The following is a 17,907-nucleotide window of genomic DNA, read 5'->3' as shown; positions in this document are numbered from 1 at the left end:
GAACATGACGGAGACCCAGCTTAGCAACGCACCGCTTGCGGGCATTCGCGTCATCGAACTCGCCCGCGTGCTCGCCGGACCTTGGGCAGGCCAGATGCTGGCCGATCTCGGCGCCGACGTCATCAAGGTGGAAAATCCCGATGGCGGCGATGATACCCGCCAATGGGGGCCGCCCTTCGTCGAGAGCGCCGATGGCGAGAACCTCTCCGCCGCCTACTATCACTCCGCCAATCGCGGCAAGCGCTCGATCACGGCAGACCTGAAAAGCGAAGACGGACAGTCCCTCGTTCGCCGCCTCGTGGCAACGGCCGATGTCCTCATCGAGAATTTCAAGGTTGGCGGGCTCGTGAAATACGGCCTGGATTACGAGAGCTTGCGGAAGATCAATCCGAAGCTGGTCTATTGCTCCATCACCGGCTTCGGCCAGACGGGCCCTTACGCCGGACTGGCGGGCTATGACTATATCGTCCAGGGCATGTCGGGCTTCATGTCGATCACCGGCGAGCCGGACGGACAGCCGATGAAGGCCGGCGTTGCGATCGCCGATATCTTCACGGGAATCTATGCCGTCTCGGCCATAGAGGCAGCCCTCATCCATGCCTTGAAGACCGGCCAGGGTCAGCTTGTCGACATGGCCTTGCTCGACGTCCAGTCCGCCGTGCTCGCCAACCAGAACATGAACTATCTGGTATCCGGCCGCGCCCCGACCCGGCTGGGAAACGCCCATCCCAACATCTCTCCCTACGAGGTGGTGCCGACGGCAGACGGCTATCTCATTCTCGCTGTTGGAAATGACGGCCAGTTCCGCCGCCTGTGCACGATCCTCGGCCTTGACGAAGTGGCCGACGACGCGCGCTTCGCCACCAACAAAGCCCGGATCGCGCATCGCGACGAGGTCCGCCGGCTGGTGACGACCGAAACGCTGAAGTGGCCGAAGGCCGATCTGCTGAAGGCCTGCGAGGCGAATGCCGTTCCGGCCGGAGCGATCAACACGATCGAGGAAATGTTTGCCGATCCGCAGATCAAGGCGCGCGGCCTGCGTGTCGATCTCGAGGACGCAGCTGGTACTGTCATCCCCGGCGTGAGGACACCGGTGGTCCTGTCGCAGACGCCGTTGCGCTACGAGCGGCCCAGCCCGCGATTGGGAGAGCATCAGGAGGAAGTTCTGGCGGAGCTCGCCGAACTGGAGGGGAAAAAGCCATCATGAAAAGAACCGGCGGGGAACTGATCGTCGAGGCCTTGAAAGCGAATGGGGTGAAACGCCTCTCTTGTGTGCCCGGCGAGAGTTTTCTCGCTGTTCTCGATGCGCTTCATGACAGCGACATCGACGTGGTCGTCTGCCGCCAAGAGGGCGGTGCCGCGATGATGGCCGATGCCTGGGGACGCCTCACCGGCGAGCCCGGGATCTGCATGGTCACGCGCGGCCCCGGCGCAACCAACGCCTCCGCCGGCCTGCACATCGCCAGGCAGGATTCCATTCCGATGATCCTGTTCATCGGCCAGGTCCAGCGCGATGCACGTGAACGCGAAGCCTTTCAGGAGGTGGAATACCGCCGCGCCTTCACCGAATTCGCCAAGTGGGTAGGCGAAATCGACGATGCTGCACGCATTCCCGAATTCGTTACCCGCGCCTTTGCGATCGCGACCTCCGGGCGGCCCGGTCCGGTCGTCTTGTCACTGCCCGAAGACATGTTGCGCGAAGAGGTCGAAGCGCCACGCGCCAAGCGCTATGCCCGCGTCGAGGCTCATCCCGGCAGCAGCCAGATCGACGACCTCTATCTTCGCCTTCTCAAAGCCGAGCGGCCGATGGTCATTCTCGGCGGCACGCGTTGGGATGCCGATGCCGTTGCCGACTTCCAGACCTTCGCCGAGCGCTTCAAGCTGCCCGTCGGCTGCTCCTTCCGCAGGCAGATGCTCTTCGACCATCTGCATCCAAGCTATGCCGGAGATGTCGGGATCGGCATCAACCCCGAGCTCGCAAGAGAGATCAAGGAAAGCGACCTGCTGATCCTCATCGGCAGCCGCATGTCGGAAATGCCGTCGTCAGGCTACACGCTGCTCGACATCCCCTACCCGCAGCAGCAGCTTGTCCACATTTATCCCGATGCATCAGAGCTGGGACGCCTTTACCGACCGGACCTCGCCATCTGCGCGAGCCCGCAGGATTTCGTGGGGGCCCTGGCCGACCTGGAAGCACCGGCGGAGGCGCATTGGGCCGAGCGGACCGAGCGCATGCATCAGGCCTACCTCACCTGGTCGAAGCCGCCGCAGACCGGCCCCGGCGACGTCCAGATGGGACCTATCATGGCGTGGATCGAGGAAAACACGCGGCCCGATACGATCTTCACCAATGGCGCCGGCAACTATGCGACCTGGGTCCACCGCTTCCACCGGTTCCGGCAGTTCAACACGCAGGCCGCTCCCACCTCCGGCTCGATGGGCTACGGGTTGCCTGCAGCCGTTGCAGCCAAGCGCCTCTTCCCCGACCGCGAAGTGATCTGCTTTGCCGGCGATGGCTGCTTCATGATGCACGGGCAGGAATTCGCCACTGCGGTGCGCTACGGACTGCCCATCATCGTTGTTGTCGTCAACAACGGCATCTACGGCACGATCCGCATGCACCAGGAGCGGGAATACCCCGGCCGGGTCAGCGGAACAGATCTCACCAACCCTGACTTCGCGGCGCTTGCCCGCGCCTATGGCGGACATGGAGAGACGGTAGCGAAGACGGACGAGTTCGCCCCAGCGTTCGAGCGGGCACGAGCGAGCGGCAAGCCGTCGATCATCGAGATCAAGCTCGATCCGGAAGCGATCACGCCGACGCGAACGCTGTCAGAAATTGCGCAAACAAAAAGCCGGTGAGCGGCTGAACGCCCACCGGCCTCAGGAATCGAAAAGACGACGATCTTAGATCGCGGCCGTAACGATGAACTCGACCTTGTACTTCGGAGCAGCGAGCTTGGCTTCGCTGGTGGCGCGTGCCGGCGTGTTTGCCGGATCGACCCAGGCTTCCCAGGCAGCGTTCATTTCAGCGAAATCCGAGATGTCGGAGAGATAGATCAGCGTCTGCAGGATCTTCGACTTGTCGGAACCGGCAGCGGCCAGCAGGCGATCGACTTCGCCCAGAGCGTCCTTGCACTGTTCGGTCACGGTGGCGCCTTCGCCAACCTGGCCAGCGAGATAAACGGTGTTGCCGTGGATGACTGCGCCGCTCATGCGGGCGCCGGCGTCGATGCGCTTGATGCTCATGATGTTCTCCTTGTTATGAAATGAAAGGCGCCGCACGAGAGGCGGCGCCGAATGGGCTGCTCAGCTCAGGACTAAGCGCGAATGTGATGTGTCTTCTGGTAGATCGCTGTCGAGCGTGCGCCGGAGCGGCAATAGCCGAGCATCGGACGCGGGAATTCGTCGAGCGCGTCAACCATGCCGGCCACGGCTTCTTCCGTCACACCCATCGGGCCGACCGGAACATGCGCGATCTCGATGCCGAGTTCCTTCGCACGTGCTTCGATCACGGCAAACGGCGTCTGGTCCATGCTCTCCTGGTCCGGACGATGGCAAACGATCGACTTGAAGCCCAAAGCCTTGATCTGATCGAGGTCCTCGACCGTGATCTGTCCCGACACCGAATATTCGTCGTCGATCTGGCGAATGTCCATCGTAAATCCTCCTGAAATCGTGGGCTGAATGACTACGCCGCCCGTTGCCCAGCGTCAACCACGCATCGCCTACACAAAAGCGAAGCTGAGCCCATAATTGCGGCTCTCGCCCGGCTTGAGCGTCACGAACTCGCCCGCTGCTTCAAGCTCCGAGCGCGGCACCCAGCGATGCGACACCGGCTCGATGCCAAGCACGTCGGCGGGGGCCGTCTGATTTCGCCAAACCTGCAGGTGCGGCAGGGTATCGGCCATCACCCGAACCCGCAGCGTCTTGCCACCGATGGCGGCGATCGGCCCGAGCCGGATTTCGGACAGACCATTGTCGGTCGCAGGGGCCTCGACGCAGAATATGTCGCCGCCTTCTTTGCCGAACTTCCAAGGGAATCCGCCACCGTCGAGCATTTTCCCTTCAAGCCGCGTCCCCGCGTCGAACCATTTCCCGCCGATGTTCATGTGGTACATCAGGAATGTCGGGACAGTCTGGTCGCTGGTGTTGATCACCGTGTCCCTGAGATGGGTCTCGCCGGTACTGCCATCCATGAACCAGTGCCGCTCGATGCGCGCCGGCAGTCCTTCCACGGTTGTAATGTCGATATCAGCGCGGCACTCGGCGTTGCCGTTCTCGAACTTCGTCCAGAGTATTTTGGCCGCGTGCCCGGCGGCCGAACCGTGCAAGGGAAACACCAAACCATCGGTGCGACCGGGGATCGGATCGCGATGGCGAATGTGGTCAGGCCCGCAGGTAAACAGGAAACCTTCGACGGAATGCGAGATGCGTGCATCGCCATCATCCGGGACCGCCTTCTTCGGTGCGATATCGACGCCACCGACAACGCAGCCACCGATATCCATCAGCGAGGTTTCGTCCAGCATCAGGCGCGGTCCGCTGGCGGCGGCAAATTCCATCATGATCTCATCTCCCCATTCATGAACCGCCGTAGCGTTAGGTTCTGCGCGGCATTTCGTCAATCTTCACGAACCGTAGAGCGAGCGGGAATTTCATTGGAACGGATGGCGATCTCAAATGTTTATCACTAAAGGGAAAATCACGATTTTTTTATCTTTTGTTCAGCACGATTTCATAAATTCCACACTAGCGTCAAAATTCGCAGGTGTGTGTCGGCCAAGTCACTGAGGGATACGAAGACGTGAATCGCTTTCTGAAATCGACATTGCATGGGGCAATCATCGTGGTGGGTTTTGCCGCGGCAGCCCCGGATGCGGGCGCGCAGCAATTCTACAACCGCCGCCCGAGCGTCGTTTTCGTCACCCCCGAGGGTGAGATTCTCGACTATGTGCCGGCCGGTACCGGCTATGCGCGAGACCGCCGCGGCAACCGTGTCCTCGTCGATCCCTACGGCAACATCATCGCAACGGAAGCGCGCGCGCGCAATTACTTCCCGCGCCCGCCGGTTCGCGAGGCTGAAAGCAACGACCCTTATTACGGCAATGGCGATGTCTACGGCGATACCCGTTATGCCGAGCGCGGCGCAGTCACGGGCTCGATCCCGCGCGACGCCTCGATCGACCGGCAACCGCTGGACGACCAGCCCTACCCACAGAGCGGCGACTACGCCTCGATCGAACCGGATCAGCAGAATCCGGAGATCACGCAGCCAAAGCCGCAGGCCGAACCGGTAATCACGCTCAAGAACAAGTCGAAGTCCGAAATCGTGGCGCTTCAGGTCTTCCTCGATCGCGCCGGCGTTTCCCCGGGCGCAATCGACGGGCACATGGGCTCGAACGTCACCAAGGCAATCTATGCCTACCAGGAGATGACGGGCGAAACGCTCGATCCGAACAACACCGACGCGATCCTCGAGCAGCTCCGCATGTCCGGTGGCCTGCCGCTGGTCAGCTACACCATCACGCAGTCTGATGCAGCCGGACCTTATGTTGCTGAAATCCCGGAAGACTATGCCCACAAGGCGGCACTTTCGTCGCTTGGCTTCACCTCCACGACCGAGGCGCTGGCCGAACGCTTCCATATGGACGAAGGCTTCCTGAAGGAAATCAATCCCGGCGCCGACTTCACGCTGCCTGGCACGATCATCAAGGTCGTCAACCCCGGCGAAGCGAAGACCGGCGCGGTTACGCGCATCATCGCCGACAAGGGCAAGAAGCAGGTCTTTGCTTATGACGCTTCAGGCGGCCTGATCGCCGCCTATCCCGCCTCGATCGGCTCAACCGACACCCCCTCGCCCTCCGGCACGGTGACGGTCGAGCGTGTCGCCTTCAATCCTGGCTACACCTACAATCCGAAGATCAACTTCCAGCAGGGCGCCAACGACAAGATCCTCAACATTCCGCCGGGCCCGAACGGTCCCGTCGGCACGGTCTGGATGGCACTCTCGAAGCCGACCTACGGCATTCACGGCACGCCGGAGCCTTCCAAGATCGGCCGCACCCAAAGTCACGGCTGTATCCGCCTGACCAACTGGGACGCGACCGAGCTGGCAAAGATGGTCAAGCCCGGCGTCACCGTCGAATTCGTCGACTGACGTTCAGCGGGGCTCCCGGGCAGACCTTCCCCCACCAACAAAAATGCGCCCCAGCGGACTGGAGCGCATGTTCATTTCCCGAAGCGATCGGATTAAGCCGCAGAACGGATCAGCGGGCCGGTCATACGCGCAGCGGCAGGGAGACGGACCGGCAACTTGCGCATGATCTCTTCGGCGAAACACTGGGCATTCTCGCGTGCCCGGTCGAGGTTGCTGACGCGAGCCGGATCCATCGAATGCAGCGTGCCGCCACAATCGAAAATATCGCGGAACGCGGAGCGCTCGATGATCGCGGTATCGAGAACCGGCACCTGACGCTCGCTGAGCAGTGACTTCACCAGCGACAGCGCACGCGTCGTGACCATCGAGTTGACGCGTGTCAGCACGACCGAATGGCCGATCTTGATCCCCGCCTTCTCGTCAAGATACTGGAGCAGTTCCAACACCTGCGCACCGCCGCGCGCATCCATCGCACAGCCCTGGATCGGGATAAGGACGTGGTCGGACAGGCCGATCGCCGTTGCCAGCAGCGGATTGCGCGCACCCGGCAGGTCGACGATGAAATAGTCGGTGTTCTGCTTGTTCTCGGAAATGTGCTGCGGCAGCGATGCCGAAGTCACGAAGTCGATGACCGAGACATTGTGCACGTGGCCTGAAACTTCGTGCCAACGGGAAATCCAATGCTGCGGATCTGCATCGAGGATGGTGACGCGATAACCCTTGCGGGCAAGTTCGGTGGCAAGAAGAAGCACGGCCGTGGTCTTGCCGGCGCCGCCCTTGGTGTTTGCAAAAGTAATCACAGGCATGTCTGGTCCTCGAAGGGAAATTGCACGAGCTGGATATCGCTCTGTTGCGCACTTTCGGATGCATCGTGCGGTTAATGCATCCTTTCCAATCATGGTTAACAATACCTAAACACCGCGACCGAAAATTGCGGCGACCATTTCTCGCATCCCAGGAACGCCGGATCAAAAGCAGGCGAGCGGGCAACAAAAAAGCCCGGAAAGCCAGTGCTTTCCGGGCCAGGTTCAGGTCCGCCTTTTGTCTCAGAAGCAATCCTTGAAAAGCGCCTTGGTGTTCTCAAGTGTTAACGCGACGGGGTTTCCGCCGGCGCTCGGGTCCTCGATCGCCATCGCAGAAAGCTCATCGATGCGATCCGGGGTGATTCCCATAGCCGACAGATTCTGCGGTACGCCGAGTTCGGCACGCAGCTGCAGCACATAGTCATAGAAGCCATCAAAGCCGCCGGAGATGCCGAGATAAGCCGCCGCACGCGCGATCTTGTCTTCGATCGCCGAACGGTTGAAACGCAGCACAGCCGGCATCACAACGGCGTTCGTCATGCCGTGGTGCGTGTTGTAGACGGCGCCGATCGGGTGCGACAGCGCATGGATCGCACCGAGGCCCTTCTGGAACGCAACGGCACCCATGGCTGCGGCCGACATCATGTTGGCGCGAGCTTCGAGATCCGTGCCCTCCTTGTAGGCGCGCGGCAGGTATTCCTTGACGAGACGCATACCCTCGAGCGCGATGCCCGCCGACATCGGATGGTAGAAGGGCGAGGAATAGGCTTCGAGGCAATGCGCGAAGGCATCCATGCCAGTGCCGGCGGTGATGATCTTCGGCATGCCGACCGTCAGTTCCGGATCGGCGATGACGACGCCTGGCAGGAACTTCGGATGGAAGATGATCTTCTTTACATGCGTTTCGGAATTGGTAATGACGCTGGCGCGACCGACTTCCGAGCCGGTGCCTGCCGTCGTCGGCACGGCGACGATCGGCGCGATGCCTTCAATGCTGGCGCGCGTCCACCAGTCACCGATATCCTCGAAGTCCCAGACGGGCCGCGTCTGGCCGGCCATGAAGGCCACGCACTTGCCGAGATCAAGGCCGGAACCGCCGCCGAAGGCAACGACGCCATCGTGGCCACCGTCCTTGAACGCCTTGACGCCGGCGTCGAGGTTCTTGTCGTTCGGGTTCGGATCGACATCGGCGAATATCGCGCGACCGAGACCGGCTTCTTCGAGAATGTCGAGCGCAGTCTGGGTGATCGCCATCGATGCGAGGCCGCGGTCGGTGATCAACAGCGGCTTCTTCATGCCGAGGCTCTTGCAGGCGTCCGCCAGTTCCTTGATGCGGCCCCGGCCGAGCTTGAAGGCGGTCGGATAGCTCCAGTTGGCTGTGATGTTGCTGCTCATGCTGTGACTTTCTTCAGATGGTAGGATTTCGGACGCGTCAGGTTCTGGAAGCCGATGATCGACAGCGAGCCGCCGCGACCGGTTTCCTTGACGCCGGTCCAGCAGAGTGCCGGATCGAGATAGTCTGCGCGGTTCATGAACACGGTGCCGGTTTCGATCTCGCGACCAAGCCGCCCTGCCCGTTCCGCATCCTGCGTCCACAGCGATGCCGTCAGGCCATACTGGCTGTCGTTCATCAGCGCCAGCGCCTCATCGTCGCTCTTCACCTTCATGATGCCGACGGCAGGACCGAAGGTCTCTTCGCGCATGAAGGCCATCGAGTGATCGACGTTGACGAGGATCTGCGGCGCTAGATAGGCGCCGCCATCATCCTGCGGGAACAGCTTGGGATCGACCAGCGCCTTGGCGCCCTTCGAGACGGCATCGGCGATCTGCTCGCGCACGACCTTGGCGAAACGCTTGTTCGCCATCGGACCGAGCGACGTCTCAGGATCGAGCGGATTGCCGAGCTTGTAGTTCGACACCCATGCGACCGACTTCTCGACGAAGCTGTCGTAGAGCGACTCGTGCACATAGATGCGCTCAATGCCGCAGCAGCACTGCCCCGAGTTATACGTCGCGCCGTCCATCAGCGTATCGACCGCCGCATCGAGGTCGGCGTCTTCCATGACATAGCCAGGATCCTTGCCGCCGAGTTCGAGGCCAAGGCCGGTAAAGGTGCCCGCCGCCGCACGCTCCATCGAGCGTCCGCCTTCGACCGAACCGGTGAAGTTCACGAAATTGAAGCTGCCGGCTGCAATCAGCGCCGACGTCGTCTCATGATCGAGAACGATGTTCTGGAACACATCATCAGGAACGCCAGCCTCGACGAAGGCCTGCACCAGCCGCTCGCCGACGAGAAGCGTCTGCGACGCATGCTTCAGCACAACCGTATTGCCCGCCATCAGCGCCGGCGCGATCGTATTGATCGCCGTCATGTAGGGATAGTTCCACGGCGCCACGACGAAGACGACACCATGCGCCTCGCGCTCGATGCGGCGCTCGAACTTGTCGCTTTCTTCAACGACGAGCGGCGCCAGCGCATCGGCTGCGATCGAGGCAACGTAGTTGGAGCGCTCGTTGAAACCCTTGTACTCACCGCCATAGCGGATCGGCCGGCCCATCTGCCAGGCAAGCTCGGGCACGACGACGTCGGACATCTCGTTCAAGCGCGCAACGCCCTTGAGGACGAGCTGCACGCGGTCTTCCAGCGGCCGCTTCGCCCAGGACTTCTGCGCCTTGCGGGCGCGCGCCACCACATCCTTCGCCGCCTCCAGCGACAGCGCCGGACGCTCAGCGTAAACCGATCCATCGATCGGCGAAATGCATTGGATCATTCCCATGATCATCTTCCTATGTTTTCGCGTGCCGAAGCCGGCCGCCGCCTACAGACAATCTCGCAAGATATGGAGATCGTATGACAGGACGTCGTCCGGCCTTTGCTACGCCTATTATGCTCTTTCGAAACCGCGCGCCACTTCCCAGTCGGTGATGCGGCGATCGTATTCTTCCTGCTCCCATTCGGCAGCACGGGTGTAGTGATCGATGACGTCGTCGCCGAAGGCATTCCGCAACATCTTCGATTTGGTCATGGAAACCGTCGCCGCGCGCAGCGTGCGCGGAATCTCGCGAACCTTGCGCGCGCCATAGGCGTCACCGACGAACGGCGCTTCGAGTTCCATCTTGTTCTCGATGCCGTCGATGCCAGCCGCCAGCAGTGCCGCAAAGGCGAGATAGGGGTTGAGGTCGGACCCGCCGACGCGGCACTCGATGCGGATCGCCTTCGTACCATCGCCGCAGAGGCGATAGCCGGCCGTACGGTTGTCCTTGCTCCAGATCGCTTTGGTCGGCGCGAAGGTGCCGGCCATGAAACGCTTGTAGGAGTTGATATAGGGCGCCAGGAAATAGGTGATCTCGCTCGCATGCGCGAGCAGCCCGGCAATGTAGTTTTCCATCAGCGGCGACATGCCGTATTTGCCCTTGTCGTCGGCAAACAACGGTGTCTTGCCATCCGCGCTCCAGAGCGACTGGTGGATATGCGACGAACTGCCGGCGGCGTTGTAGTGCCACTTGGCAAGGAAGGTGATGGCCTTGCCCTTCGACCAGGCGATTTCCTTGCAGCCGTTCTTGATGATCGCGTGCCGGTCCGCCATCGTCAGCGCGTCGGCGTAGCGGACGTTGATCTCTTCCTGGCCGGCGGACGCCTCGCCCTTGGAGTTCTCGACCGGAATGCCGGCGCCCTGAAGACCGGTGCGGATCGCTCGCATGACCTCTTCTTCCTTGGTTGTCTGGAAGATGTGGTAGTCTTCGTTGTAGGCGCTGGCGAGCTTGAGGTTGCGATAGCCGGAGGCGTGCGCCGACTCGTAGGTCTGGTCGAACAGGAAGAACTCGAGCTCGGAGGCCATGAACGCCTTCATGCCCATGTCTTCGAGGCGCTTGACCTGCTTCTTCAGGATGGCGCGCGGCGAGTGGGGCACCTCCTCATGCGTGTGGTGGTCGAGCAGGTCGCAAAGCACCAGCGCCGTCCCTTCAAGCCAGGGAATGCGGCGCAGCGTCGAAAGGTCCGGCTTCATGGTGTAGTCGCCGTAGCCCTTTTCCCAGCTTGTCGCCTTGTATCCGGAGACGGTTTCCATCTCCATGTCGGTGGCGACCAGATAGTTGCAGCTGTGGGTCTCTTTCCAGGCGCTCTCGATGAAATATTCCGCCTGGAAGCGCTTGCCCATCAAGCGACCCTGCATGTCCACCTGGCACGCCAGAACCGTGTCGATGCGGCCGTCGGCAACATCCTGCTTGAGATCGTCGAGAGTATAGATGCTCATATTGAATCCGCCTGAACTTTGAATAGGAAAATCGGGGCAACGAAAGAGCATGCCTTGGCGCGAGGCTGAGGCGCCCGATGCATTTTCGTTGAGCCGGGGGAACGGGGCTGCACAGGGCAGCCCCGCCATTGATATGAAAAGTCTGAAGCTTAGTGTTCGCCAACGGCCTTTTCGGCAGCCGCAATCTCGGCCTGGCGACGTGCCACTTCCTCGCCGATCGGCGGGCCCTTGAAGCGGCGGCTTTCGAAGCCGAACCACACGATCGCGGTCAGCACAAGGAAGCCCACGGTGATGTAGAGCGCCCACTCGTTCGGCGGCTGAACGCCGAGAACGAAGATAAGGATCATCGCGAGGATCGTGAGAACGGAGAAGAGCTTGTACATGCCCTCGCCGATGTTCCACGGACCCATCTTGTCCCACTTCGACGTGCCCCAGGCGAAGAGACCGAGCGTGATCGGGATCGCGAAGGAGAAGAACAGGAAGATGACCGTGCACGAGACGACGATCGTGTAAACCGGCGTATCACCGATAGAGACGAGCGACGAACCCCAGACGAACAGGACCGAAAGGATCGAACCCGTCCAGATCGCAGCCACCGGCGTGCGATACTTCGGGCTGACCTTGGCGAGCGCCTTGGATGCCGGCAGACCGCCGTCACGCGAGAACGCGAAGATCATGCGCGAGACCGAGGTGACCGTCGCAAGACCGCACAGCCACTGGCTGACGAGGATGGCGAAGTAGAGCAGATCCTTGACGACAGGGTTGACCTGGCTGTCCATGGCCCAGAAGAACACGTTCCAGCCCTGCTTGGCGGCATCGTCCATGTTCGGGAGCATCAGGACGAACGAGCACAGCATGATGTAGCCGAAGAGCGCCGACCAGAGAACGGAGGAGACCATGCCGCGCGGAACGGAATGGGCAGCCTTGACCGTTTCTTCCGACGTATGCGCCGACGCGTCATAGCCGGTGATCGTGTAGATTGGCAGCAGCAGACCGAGCAGGAATACCCAGGTGCCCGACGTTGCTGGCCAGACATTGCCGCCAGCTTCGCCGGAATAGTTGGCGAAGGTGAAGAGGCGCGCCAGGTCATAGGACGGTGCTGCCAGCAGGCATACCGCCGAAAGAGCAATCGCCGTTGCGAAGATCAGATAGCCCGAGAAGTCGGTGAGCTTCGCTGTCAGCCCGATCCCCATGTGGTTCACGAGTGCCTGCGCACCGGTGATGATCACCAGGAAGAGAATGCGAACGGTGGTGGTATCCGTCAGACCGAAATAGCCCGTGCCGAAGGAACCCATGAAGAAGTAGTAGGTACCGACGTTGATCGCACCAAGAACGGTGACAAGACCGAGCAGGTTGAACCAGGCGGTCAGCCAGCCGGTGAAGCGGTTACCGAGGATCGAACCCCAGTGGTAGAGACCACCGGCCGTCGGATAGGCGGAGCTGATCTGCGCCATGGCAACGGCAAACACTAGCGAAACGAAGCAACCGACCGGCCAGCCGATGCCGATAGCTGCACCGCCGGCGCCCGCAGTTGCCTGCGCCAGCGAGTTGATACCACCGGAAAGAATGCAAATGATGGAAAATGAAACAGCAAAATTCGAGAACGAGCTCATCCGTCGTTCCAGCTCCTGGGCATAGCCCATGGAGTGCAGGATGTGCACATCCTGCTTTTTGTCGAGTTCCGTATAATCGGACATGACTTCCCCCTGTATAGCGATCAGCCGCGGAATTGCGAATGATCATCCAGTGCCAAAGTGCCCGCGGCGTCTTCGCCTACGGGCGGCGCAGTTAAACTGCTCCCTGGGGTCTTATCGTTGCTATTCAGGCGTCCAGGCTTTGCTGGAGCAGCCCCGTCAGATACCCGGCCATGACCCCTTGACCGGTTTCGTCCGAGATGAGGTCGTTGCGGACCTCGATCATTACATTGCGAAACCCATTCGAAACCCCGTGCAGGATCAGCGTGTGGGTCACGCCGTCGGCCGGGCCGTAGGGTTCGTTGCGTTCGATTTTATAACGGTGCGGGCCGGCTTCGGCGGCCTCGAGCATGCCGTCTGCCAAGCGGCTGTCTTCATCGTGCAGAATACCAATCTCCACGGCACGCGTCTTGCCGTGGTAGATGGGCGTGAAGCTATGGACTGTTGCGATCACGGTCTCCTGCCCCCTCGCCTTGCGGTCGCGAATCAGCGCCCGGATGGCATCGTGGAAAGGAATATACAACGCTTTCGTCCTCGCGTGGCGCTCTTCATCGCCGAGGCGGGCATTGCCCGGAATATCGTAGACTTCGCTCTTCTCGGGCATGGCGCCCGGGGATTCAGGCGGGCGATTGCAATCGTAGATCAGCCGGGAAAACCGCTGATAGACGAGCGTTGCATCCAGAGCCTCGGAAATACCGCGAGCGACCGCCAAGGCACCGGGATCCCAGGCTATATGGCTACGCAGGGCCTCTTCGGAGAGGCCGAGCGTGCCGAAGCGCTCGGGAAGCCGTCGGGAAGCATGTTCGCAAATGACAAGCAGCGGGCTCGGGCCGTTCGGTCGTTCCACCGCGACGCATTCCCCGTCCGCTTTGCTGAGAACCTCGACTTGAGCAGGCACCACAGGCGCACCATCCCGACATTAATAAATTATTTATAGAAAAGAATTCTTCAGGTTCTGAGCCCTGTCAAGCACACTCTGAAAATTTCTTTTCATGACAACAGTTGACATGGATTGTGACAGCGTTGTTAACTTTCAGTGGGAAAGTGGCACAAGACCAATCCCGGGGAGCAAGATCGCGTGACCGCTGCGTCGAAGACAGTTTCGGACGTAATCCATTCGCATTTTGGCGCGCTCACACGTGCCGAAAAGCAGTTGGCTGAAAGTCTGCTGGACAACTACCCCGTCTCCGGACTGGGGAGCATCACGACGATCGCCGAAAATGCCGGCGTATCGACGCCGACAGTCGTGCGCATGGTCCAGAAGCTGGGCTACAAGGGCTATCCTGATTTTCAGGCCCACCTCCACCTGGAGGTCGAGGCCACCATCTCGAACCCGATTGCCAAGCACGATCGCTGGGCAAGCAACGCCCCCGGCACGCATATTCTGAACCGATTTGCCGATGCCATAATGGGCAATCTCCGGCAGACGCTGAGCGGCCTGGATACCGCGACATTCGACAGCGTCGCGGCGCTGCTGTCGGACCGCAAGCGCGGCCTCTATTTCGTCGGAGGCCGCATCACCGGCGCGCTGGCTGAATACTTCTTTACACATATGCAGGTCATTCGCCCGAACACGACATTGCTGTCGTCAAATTCGAGCAGCTGGCCGCAATATGTGCTGAACATGAGCCAGGGCGACCTGTTGATCATCTTCGATATCCGCCGCTACGAGCAAGAGATGGTCAGCCTAGCCACGGCCGCGCGCAAGAGCGGCGCCGAGATCATCCTTTTCACCGACCAATGGAGTTCACCGGCCGCCAAGCTCGCACGCCACACATTTCGCGTGCAGATTGAAGCGCCGTCAGCCTGGGATTCCTCCGTCGTCACTCTTTTCATCGTCGAAGCGCTGATCGAAGCGGTTCAGAACTCGACATGGGATGAAACGAAGGAGCGCATGAAAACCCTGGAAGGCTTGTTCGAACAGACCAAGCTCTTCCGCAAACTCGGTTAGGAGGGAAAAAACGACAGAAAAATGACAACGCGGCAGAAGCGAAGAACGGTGTCGTAAATGAAACATCCCCGCCAACTGCCTGCGATACAAAGAAAAATGAACGTCATTGAACTGTCACGAAAGCTTCACGTAACGTCAGTAACAGCATCGTCGGACACTGAAACCTGAAGGAGAACAACAGTGATCTCTAATATTTATAGACTGCTTTCGCTTTCGACTGCAATTGTTGTGGCTTCAACTGCTATTGCCGCTGCCGAACCCAGCGCCGAACTCATCGCTGCCGCCAAGAAGGAAGGCACGCTGACCACGATCGCGCTTCCGCACGACTGGTGCGGCTACGGCGACGTCATTGCCGGCTTCAAGGCAAAGTACGGCCTGGAAGTCAACGAACTGAACCCGGACGCCGGTTCGGGCGACGAAATCGAAGCGATCAAGGCCAACAAGGGCAACACCGGCCCGCAGGCTCCTGACGTCATCGACGTTGGCCTCTCTTTCGGCCCGTCCGCAAAGGCCGATGGCCTGATCCAGCCCTACAAGGTCTCCACCTGGGATTCCATCCCGGATAGCGCCAAGGATGCCGACGGCTTCTGGTACGGCGACTACTACGGCGTTCTCTCCTTCCTCGTGAACAAGGATCTCGTCAAGGAATCCCCGGCTGACTGGGCAGACCTGAAGAAGAGCGACTATGCCAACACCGTTGCTCTCGCCGGTGATCCGCGTAGCGCGAACCAGGCTGTTCAGGGCGTCTTCGCGTCCGGCCTCTCGGCAGCAGGCGGCGACGTTGCGAAGGCTGGTGAAGAAGGCCTGAAGTTCTTCGCCGAACTCAACAAGAGCGGCAACTTCGTTCCGGTCGTCGGCAAGGCAGCACCGTTTGCTCAGGGCTCGACCCCGATCATCGTCGCCTGGGACTACAACGCCCTCTCCTGGGGTGAAAGCCTGAAGGGCAATCCTCCGTTCGAAGTCGTCGTTCCGAAGACCGGCGTTGTCGCTGGCGTTTACGTCCAGGCGATCTCGGCATTTGCTCCGCATCCGAACGCCGCAAAGCTCTGGATGGAATACCTCTACTCCGACGAAGGTCAGCTTGGCTGGCTGAAGGGCTATTGCCACCCGATCCGCTTCAACGACCTAGCGAAGAACAACAAGATCCCGAAGGACCTTCTTGACAAGCTTCCGCCGGCCGCAGCGTATGAGAAGGCAATCTTCCCGACGCTCGAACAGCAGGCAGCAGCCAAGGAAACCATCACCAAGAACTGGGATTCCGTGGTCGGCGCCAACGTCAAGTAATCTTTGAAACTGCCTCTCCGTCACCAGGCGGAGAGGCATCCCCAGTCAGTTGCCCGATAAGGCTGTCCGTCTATGAGCAGTGTTTCAACCTCCGTGGCCAGTTCCACGCCCCTGATAAATCGCGACAGGGTCATAGACTGGCTCGGCATCGCGCCCTTCATGATTTTCGCGCTGTTGTTCCTGATCATCCCGACGGTTTATCTGGTAGCGGGCGCGTTCCTCACGCCCGAAGGCGACCTGACCCTCAAGAACATTGCCGATCTCTTTACGCCGTCGATCCTCAGCGCCTATTGGATCAGCATCAAGGTGTCGGTTGCGTCTGCCGTTGGCGGCGCGCTGATCGGATTTCTGCTCGCCTGGGCCGCGGTGCTCGGCGGCCTGCCCAACTGGGTCCGCTCCGGGCTCCTGACCTTTTCCGGCGTAGCCTCCAATTTTGCCGGCGTCCCGCTTGCCTTCGCTTTCCTCGCCACGCTCGGTCGCACCGGTCTGGTGACTGTCCTGATGCGCGACTGGTTCGGCTTCAACCTCTATTCGACCGGCTTCAATCTGCTGAGCTTCGTCGGATTGACCATCACCTACATGTACTTCCAGATCCCGCTGATGGTGCTGATCCTGACGCCGGCGCTCGACGGCATGAAGAAGGAATGGAAGGAAGCCGCCTCCATTCTCGGTGCCACCAACGGCCAATACTGGCGCATGGTCGCCTTCCCGATCCTCTGGCCGAGCCTGATGGGCACCACGTTGCTTCTGTTCGCGAACGCCTTTGGCGCCATCGCCACGGCCTACGCCCTGACGGGCAGCTCGCTCAACATCGTACCGATCCTGCTCTATGCGCAGATCCGCGGCGACGTTCTTCACAACGCCAACCTCGGCTATGCCCTGGCGCTCGGCATGATCGTCATCACCGGCCTGTCCAACCTCGTTTACATCCTGCTGCGCATGCGCGCTGAACGGTGGCAAAAATGAAAACTTCACGCCTTGGAGCCTGGATCGCCATTGCGATCGGCGCGATCTACTTCGTACTGCCACTGCTCGCCACCGTCGAATTCTCGCTGCGCATGCGGCGCGGCACCTATAGTCTCGATGCCTACGCATCGGTCTTTTCCGATGTGCAGTTCCGGCAGACGTTCGGCTTTTCCATGCTGATGGCGCTTCTGACCATCGTCTTCGGCATGCTGCTCGTCGTGCCGACCGCCTATTGGGTCCGCCTGCGCCTGCCGCAGATCCGCCCGGTGGTCGAGTTCATCACGCTGCTGCCGCTGGTCATCCCGGCGATCGTCATCGTCTTCGGCTACCTCAGAATGTATAACTCGTCCTCGATCCTGCCGCTCACGGGTTCGACCTCGGGCACCAACGTGCTGCTGGTCCTCTCCTACATCACGCTGTCCCTGCCTTACATGTACCGCGCGGTTGACACCGCGATGCGCGCGATCGATGTCCGCACGCTCACCGAAGCGGCCGAGAGCCTCGGTGCAAGCTGGACGACCATCATGTTCAAGTGCATCTTCCCGAACGTCATGAGCGGCGTTCTCTCCGGCGCCTTCATCACGCTTGCGATCGTCATGGGCGAATTCACCATGGCCGCCCTGCTCAATCGTCCGGCCTTCGGCCCCTACCTGCAGCTGGTCGGTGCCAACCGCGCCTACGAGCCGTCGGCGCTGGCGGTCATCGCCTTCTCGATCACGTGGCTCAGCATGGGCCTTCTCAACCTCGTCTCCCGCTTCCACCGGGCCGCTCCGGCCAAGTCGTAAGGTATCTGGTT

General features: G+C 60.7%; 16 protein-coding genes. 7 read left to right on the top strand and 9 right to left on the bottom strand.

What is annotated here, in order from left to right; translation table 11 throughout:
• Positions 1-4: 4 nt before the first annotated feature.
• Positions 5-1,207, top strand: a complete 1,203-nt coding sequence (locus A6U87_RS22640; RefSeq protein ID WP_065693565.1) for a CaiB/BaiF CoA-transferase family protein — start codon at positions 5-7, stop codon at positions 1,205-1,207.
• A complete protein-coding gene (locus A6U87_RS22635) occupies positions 1,204-2,862 on the top strand; it encodes a thiamine pyrophosphate-binding protein (RefSeq protein ID WP_065693564.1) in 1,659 nt (552 codons plus the stop codon). The genes A6U87_RS22640 and A6U87_RS22635 overlap by 4 nt, the downstream gene beginning before the upstream one ends.
• 45 nt (positions 2,863-2,907) lie before the next feature.
• Here the strand turns inward: A6U87_RS22635 and A6U87_RS22630 are convergent, their stop codons facing one another.
• The 3 genes from A6U87_RS22630 to A6U87_RS22620 form a co-directional block, all read right to left on the bottom strand.
• Complete coding sequence (locus A6U87_RS22630) at positions 2,908-3,249, bottom strand: RidA family protein (RefSeq protein WP_037178894.1); 342 nt, start codon at positions 3,247-3,249, stop codon at positions 2,908-2,910.
• A 71-nt stretch (positions 3,250-3,320) separates the two neighbouring features.
• Positions 3,321-3,659, bottom strand: a complete 339-nt coding sequence (locus tag A6U87_RS22625; RefSeq protein WP_065693563.1) for a TIGR01244 family sulfur transferase — start codon at positions 3,657-3,659, stop codon at positions 3,321-3,323.
• Positions 3,660-3,728: 69 nt separating this feature from the next.
• Positions 3,729-4,568, bottom strand: coding sequence for a DUF4432 family protein (locus tag A6U87_RS22620; protein WP_065693562.1), 840 nt, complete (start codon positions 4,566-4,568; stop codon positions 3,729-3,731).
• Positions 4,569-4,807: 239 nt separating this feature from the next.
• Here A6U87_RS22620 and A6U87_RS22615 point away from each other — a divergent pair, with 239 nt between their 5' ends.
• The gene (locus A6U87_RS22615) at positions 4,808-6,160 is read left to right on the top strand and encodes a L,D-transpeptidase (RefSeq protein ID WP_065693561.1); all 1,353 of its coding nucleotides are present in this window, start codon (positions 4,808-4,810) and stop codon (positions 6,158-6,160) included.
• A 92-nt stretch (positions 6,161-6,252) separates the two neighbouring features.
• Here the strand turns inward: A6U87_RS22615 and A6U87_RS22610 are convergent, their stop codons facing one another.
• The 6 genes from A6U87_RS22610 to A6U87_RS22585 form a co-directional block, all read right to left on the bottom strand.
• Positions 6,253-6,966, bottom strand: a complete 714-nt coding sequence (locus tag A6U87_RS22610) for a ParA family protein (protein WP_065693560.1) — start codon at positions 6,964-6,966, stop codon at positions 6,253-6,255.
• 240 nt (positions 6,967-7,206) lie between these two features.
• Entirely contained in the window at positions 7,207-8,358 is a 1,152-nt protein-coding gene (locus A6U87_RS22605) for an iron-containing alcohol dehydrogenase (protein ID WP_065693559.1), read from the bottom strand.
• Entirely contained in the window at positions 8,355-9,740 is a 1,386-nt protein-coding gene (locus A6U87_RS22600) for an aldehyde dehydrogenase family protein (RefSeq protein ID WP_065693782.1), read from the bottom strand. Before A6U87_RS22600 ends, A6U87_RS22605 begins: the two co-directional genes overlap by 4 nt.
• A gap of 108 nt (positions 9,741-9,848) precedes the next feature.
• The gene (locus tag A6U87_RS22595) at positions 9,849-11,216 is read right to left on the bottom strand and encodes a glutamine synthetase family protein (protein WP_065693558.1); all 1,368 of its coding nucleotides are present in this window, start codon (positions 11,214-11,216) and stop codon (positions 9,849-9,851) included.
• Between the two features lie 149 nt (positions 11,217-11,365).
• The gene (locus A6U87_RS22590) at positions 11,366-12,913 is read right to left on the bottom strand and encodes an amino acid permease (protein WP_065693557.1); all 1,548 of its coding nucleotides are present in this window, start codon (positions 12,911-12,913) and stop codon (positions 11,366-11,368) included.
• Positions 12,914-13,037: 124 nt separating this feature from the next.
• The gene (locus tag A6U87_RS22585; RefSeq protein ID WP_065693556.1) at positions 13,038-13,811 is read right to left on the bottom strand and encodes an N-formylglutamate amidohydrolase; all 774 of its coding nucleotides are present in this window, start codon (positions 13,809-13,811) and stop codon (positions 13,038-13,040) included.
• Positions 13,812-13,988: 177 nt separating this feature from the next.
• Here A6U87_RS22585 and A6U87_RS22580 point away from each other — a divergent pair, with 177 nt between their 5' ends.
• The 4 genes from A6U87_RS22580 (at position 13,989) to A6U87_RS22565 (ending at position 17,896) form a co-directional block, all read left to right on the top strand.
• On the top strand, positions 13,989-14,861 hold the full coding sequence (locus tag A6U87_RS22580; protein WP_065693555.1) for a MurR/RpiR family transcriptional regulator: 873 nt from the start codon (positions 13,989-13,991) through the stop codon (positions 14,859-14,861).
• 180 nt (positions 14,862-15,041) lie between these two features.
• Complete coding sequence (locus A6U87_RS22575) at positions 15,042-16,145, top strand: ABC transporter substrate-binding protein (RefSeq protein WP_065693554.1); 1,104 nt, start codon at positions 15,042-15,044, stop codon at positions 16,143-16,145.
• Between the two features lie 72 nt (positions 16,146-16,217).
• Entirely contained in the window at positions 16,218-17,111 is an 894-nt protein-coding gene (locus A6U87_RS22570; protein ID WP_065693553.1) for an ABC transporter permease subunit, read from the top strand.
• Positions 17,108-17,896: an iron ABC transporter permease gene (locus A6U87_RS22565; RefSeq protein ID WP_065693552.1), complete on the top strand. Its 789-nt coding sequence runs from the start codon at positions 17,108-17,110 to the stop codon at positions 17,894-17,896. The genes A6U87_RS22570 and A6U87_RS22565 overlap by 4 nt, the downstream gene beginning before the upstream one ends.
• Positions 17,897-17,907: the final 11 nt, after the last annotated feature.

This window comes from Rhizobium sp. AC44/96, assembly GCF_001692185.1.
GTDB lineage: Bacteria > Pseudomonadota > Alphaproteobacteria > Rhizobiales > Rhizobiaceae > Rhizobium.
This window is presented reverse-complemented; position numbering and strand designations above follow the sequence as displayed.

Excerpts from the sequence above, each read along its gene's own strand:
- A6U87_RS22565 (WP_065693552.1), top strand. The coding sequence starts at position 17,108 with ATGAAAACTTCACGCCTTGGAGCCTGGATCGCCATTGCGATCGGCGCG.
- A6U87_RS22600 (WP_065693782.1), bottom strand. The coding sequence starts at position 9,740 with ATGGGAATGATCCAATGCATTTCGCCGATCGATGGATCGGTTTACGCT.
- A6U87_RS22625 (WP_065693563.1), bottom strand. The coding sequence starts at position 3,659 with ATGGACATTCGCCAGATCGACGACGAATATTCGGTGTCGGGACAGATC.
- A6U87_RS22620 (WP_065693562.1), bottom strand. The coding sequence starts at position 4,568 with ATGATGGAATTTGCCGCCGCCAGCGGACCGCGCCTGATGCTGGACGAA.
- A6U87_RS22640 (WP_065693565.1), top strand. The coding sequence starts at position 5 with ATGACGGAGACCCAGCTTAGCAACGCACCGCTTGCGGGCATTCGCGTC.
- A6U87_RS22635 (WP_065693564.1), top strand. The coding sequence starts at position 1,204 with ATGAAAAGAACCGGCGGGGAACTGATCGTCGAGGCCTTGAAAGCGAAT.
- A6U87_RS22605 (WP_065693559.1), bottom strand. The coding sequence starts at position 8,358 with ATGAGCAGCAACATCACAGCCAACTGGAGCTATCCGACCGCCTTCAAG.
- A6U87_RS22595 (WP_065693558.1), bottom strand. The coding sequence starts at position 11,216 with ATGAGCATCTATACTCTCGACGATCTCAAGCAGGATGTTGCCGACGGC.
- A6U87_RS22610 (WP_065693560.1), bottom strand. The coding sequence starts at position 6,966 with ATGCCTGTGATTACTTTTGCAAACACCAAGGGCGGCGCCGGCAAGACC.
- A6U87_RS22590 (WP_065693557.1), bottom strand. The coding sequence starts at position 12,913 with ATGTCCGATTATACGGAACTCGACAAAAAGCAGGATGTGCACATCCTG.
- A6U87_RS22630 (WP_037178894.1), bottom strand. The coding sequence starts at position 3,249 with ATGAGCATCAAGCGCATCGACGCCGGCGCCCGCATGAGCGGCGCAGTC.
- A6U87_RS22570 (WP_065693553.1), top strand. The coding sequence starts at position 16,218 with ATGAGCAGTGTTTCAACCTCCGTGGCCAGTTCCACGCCCCTGATAAAT.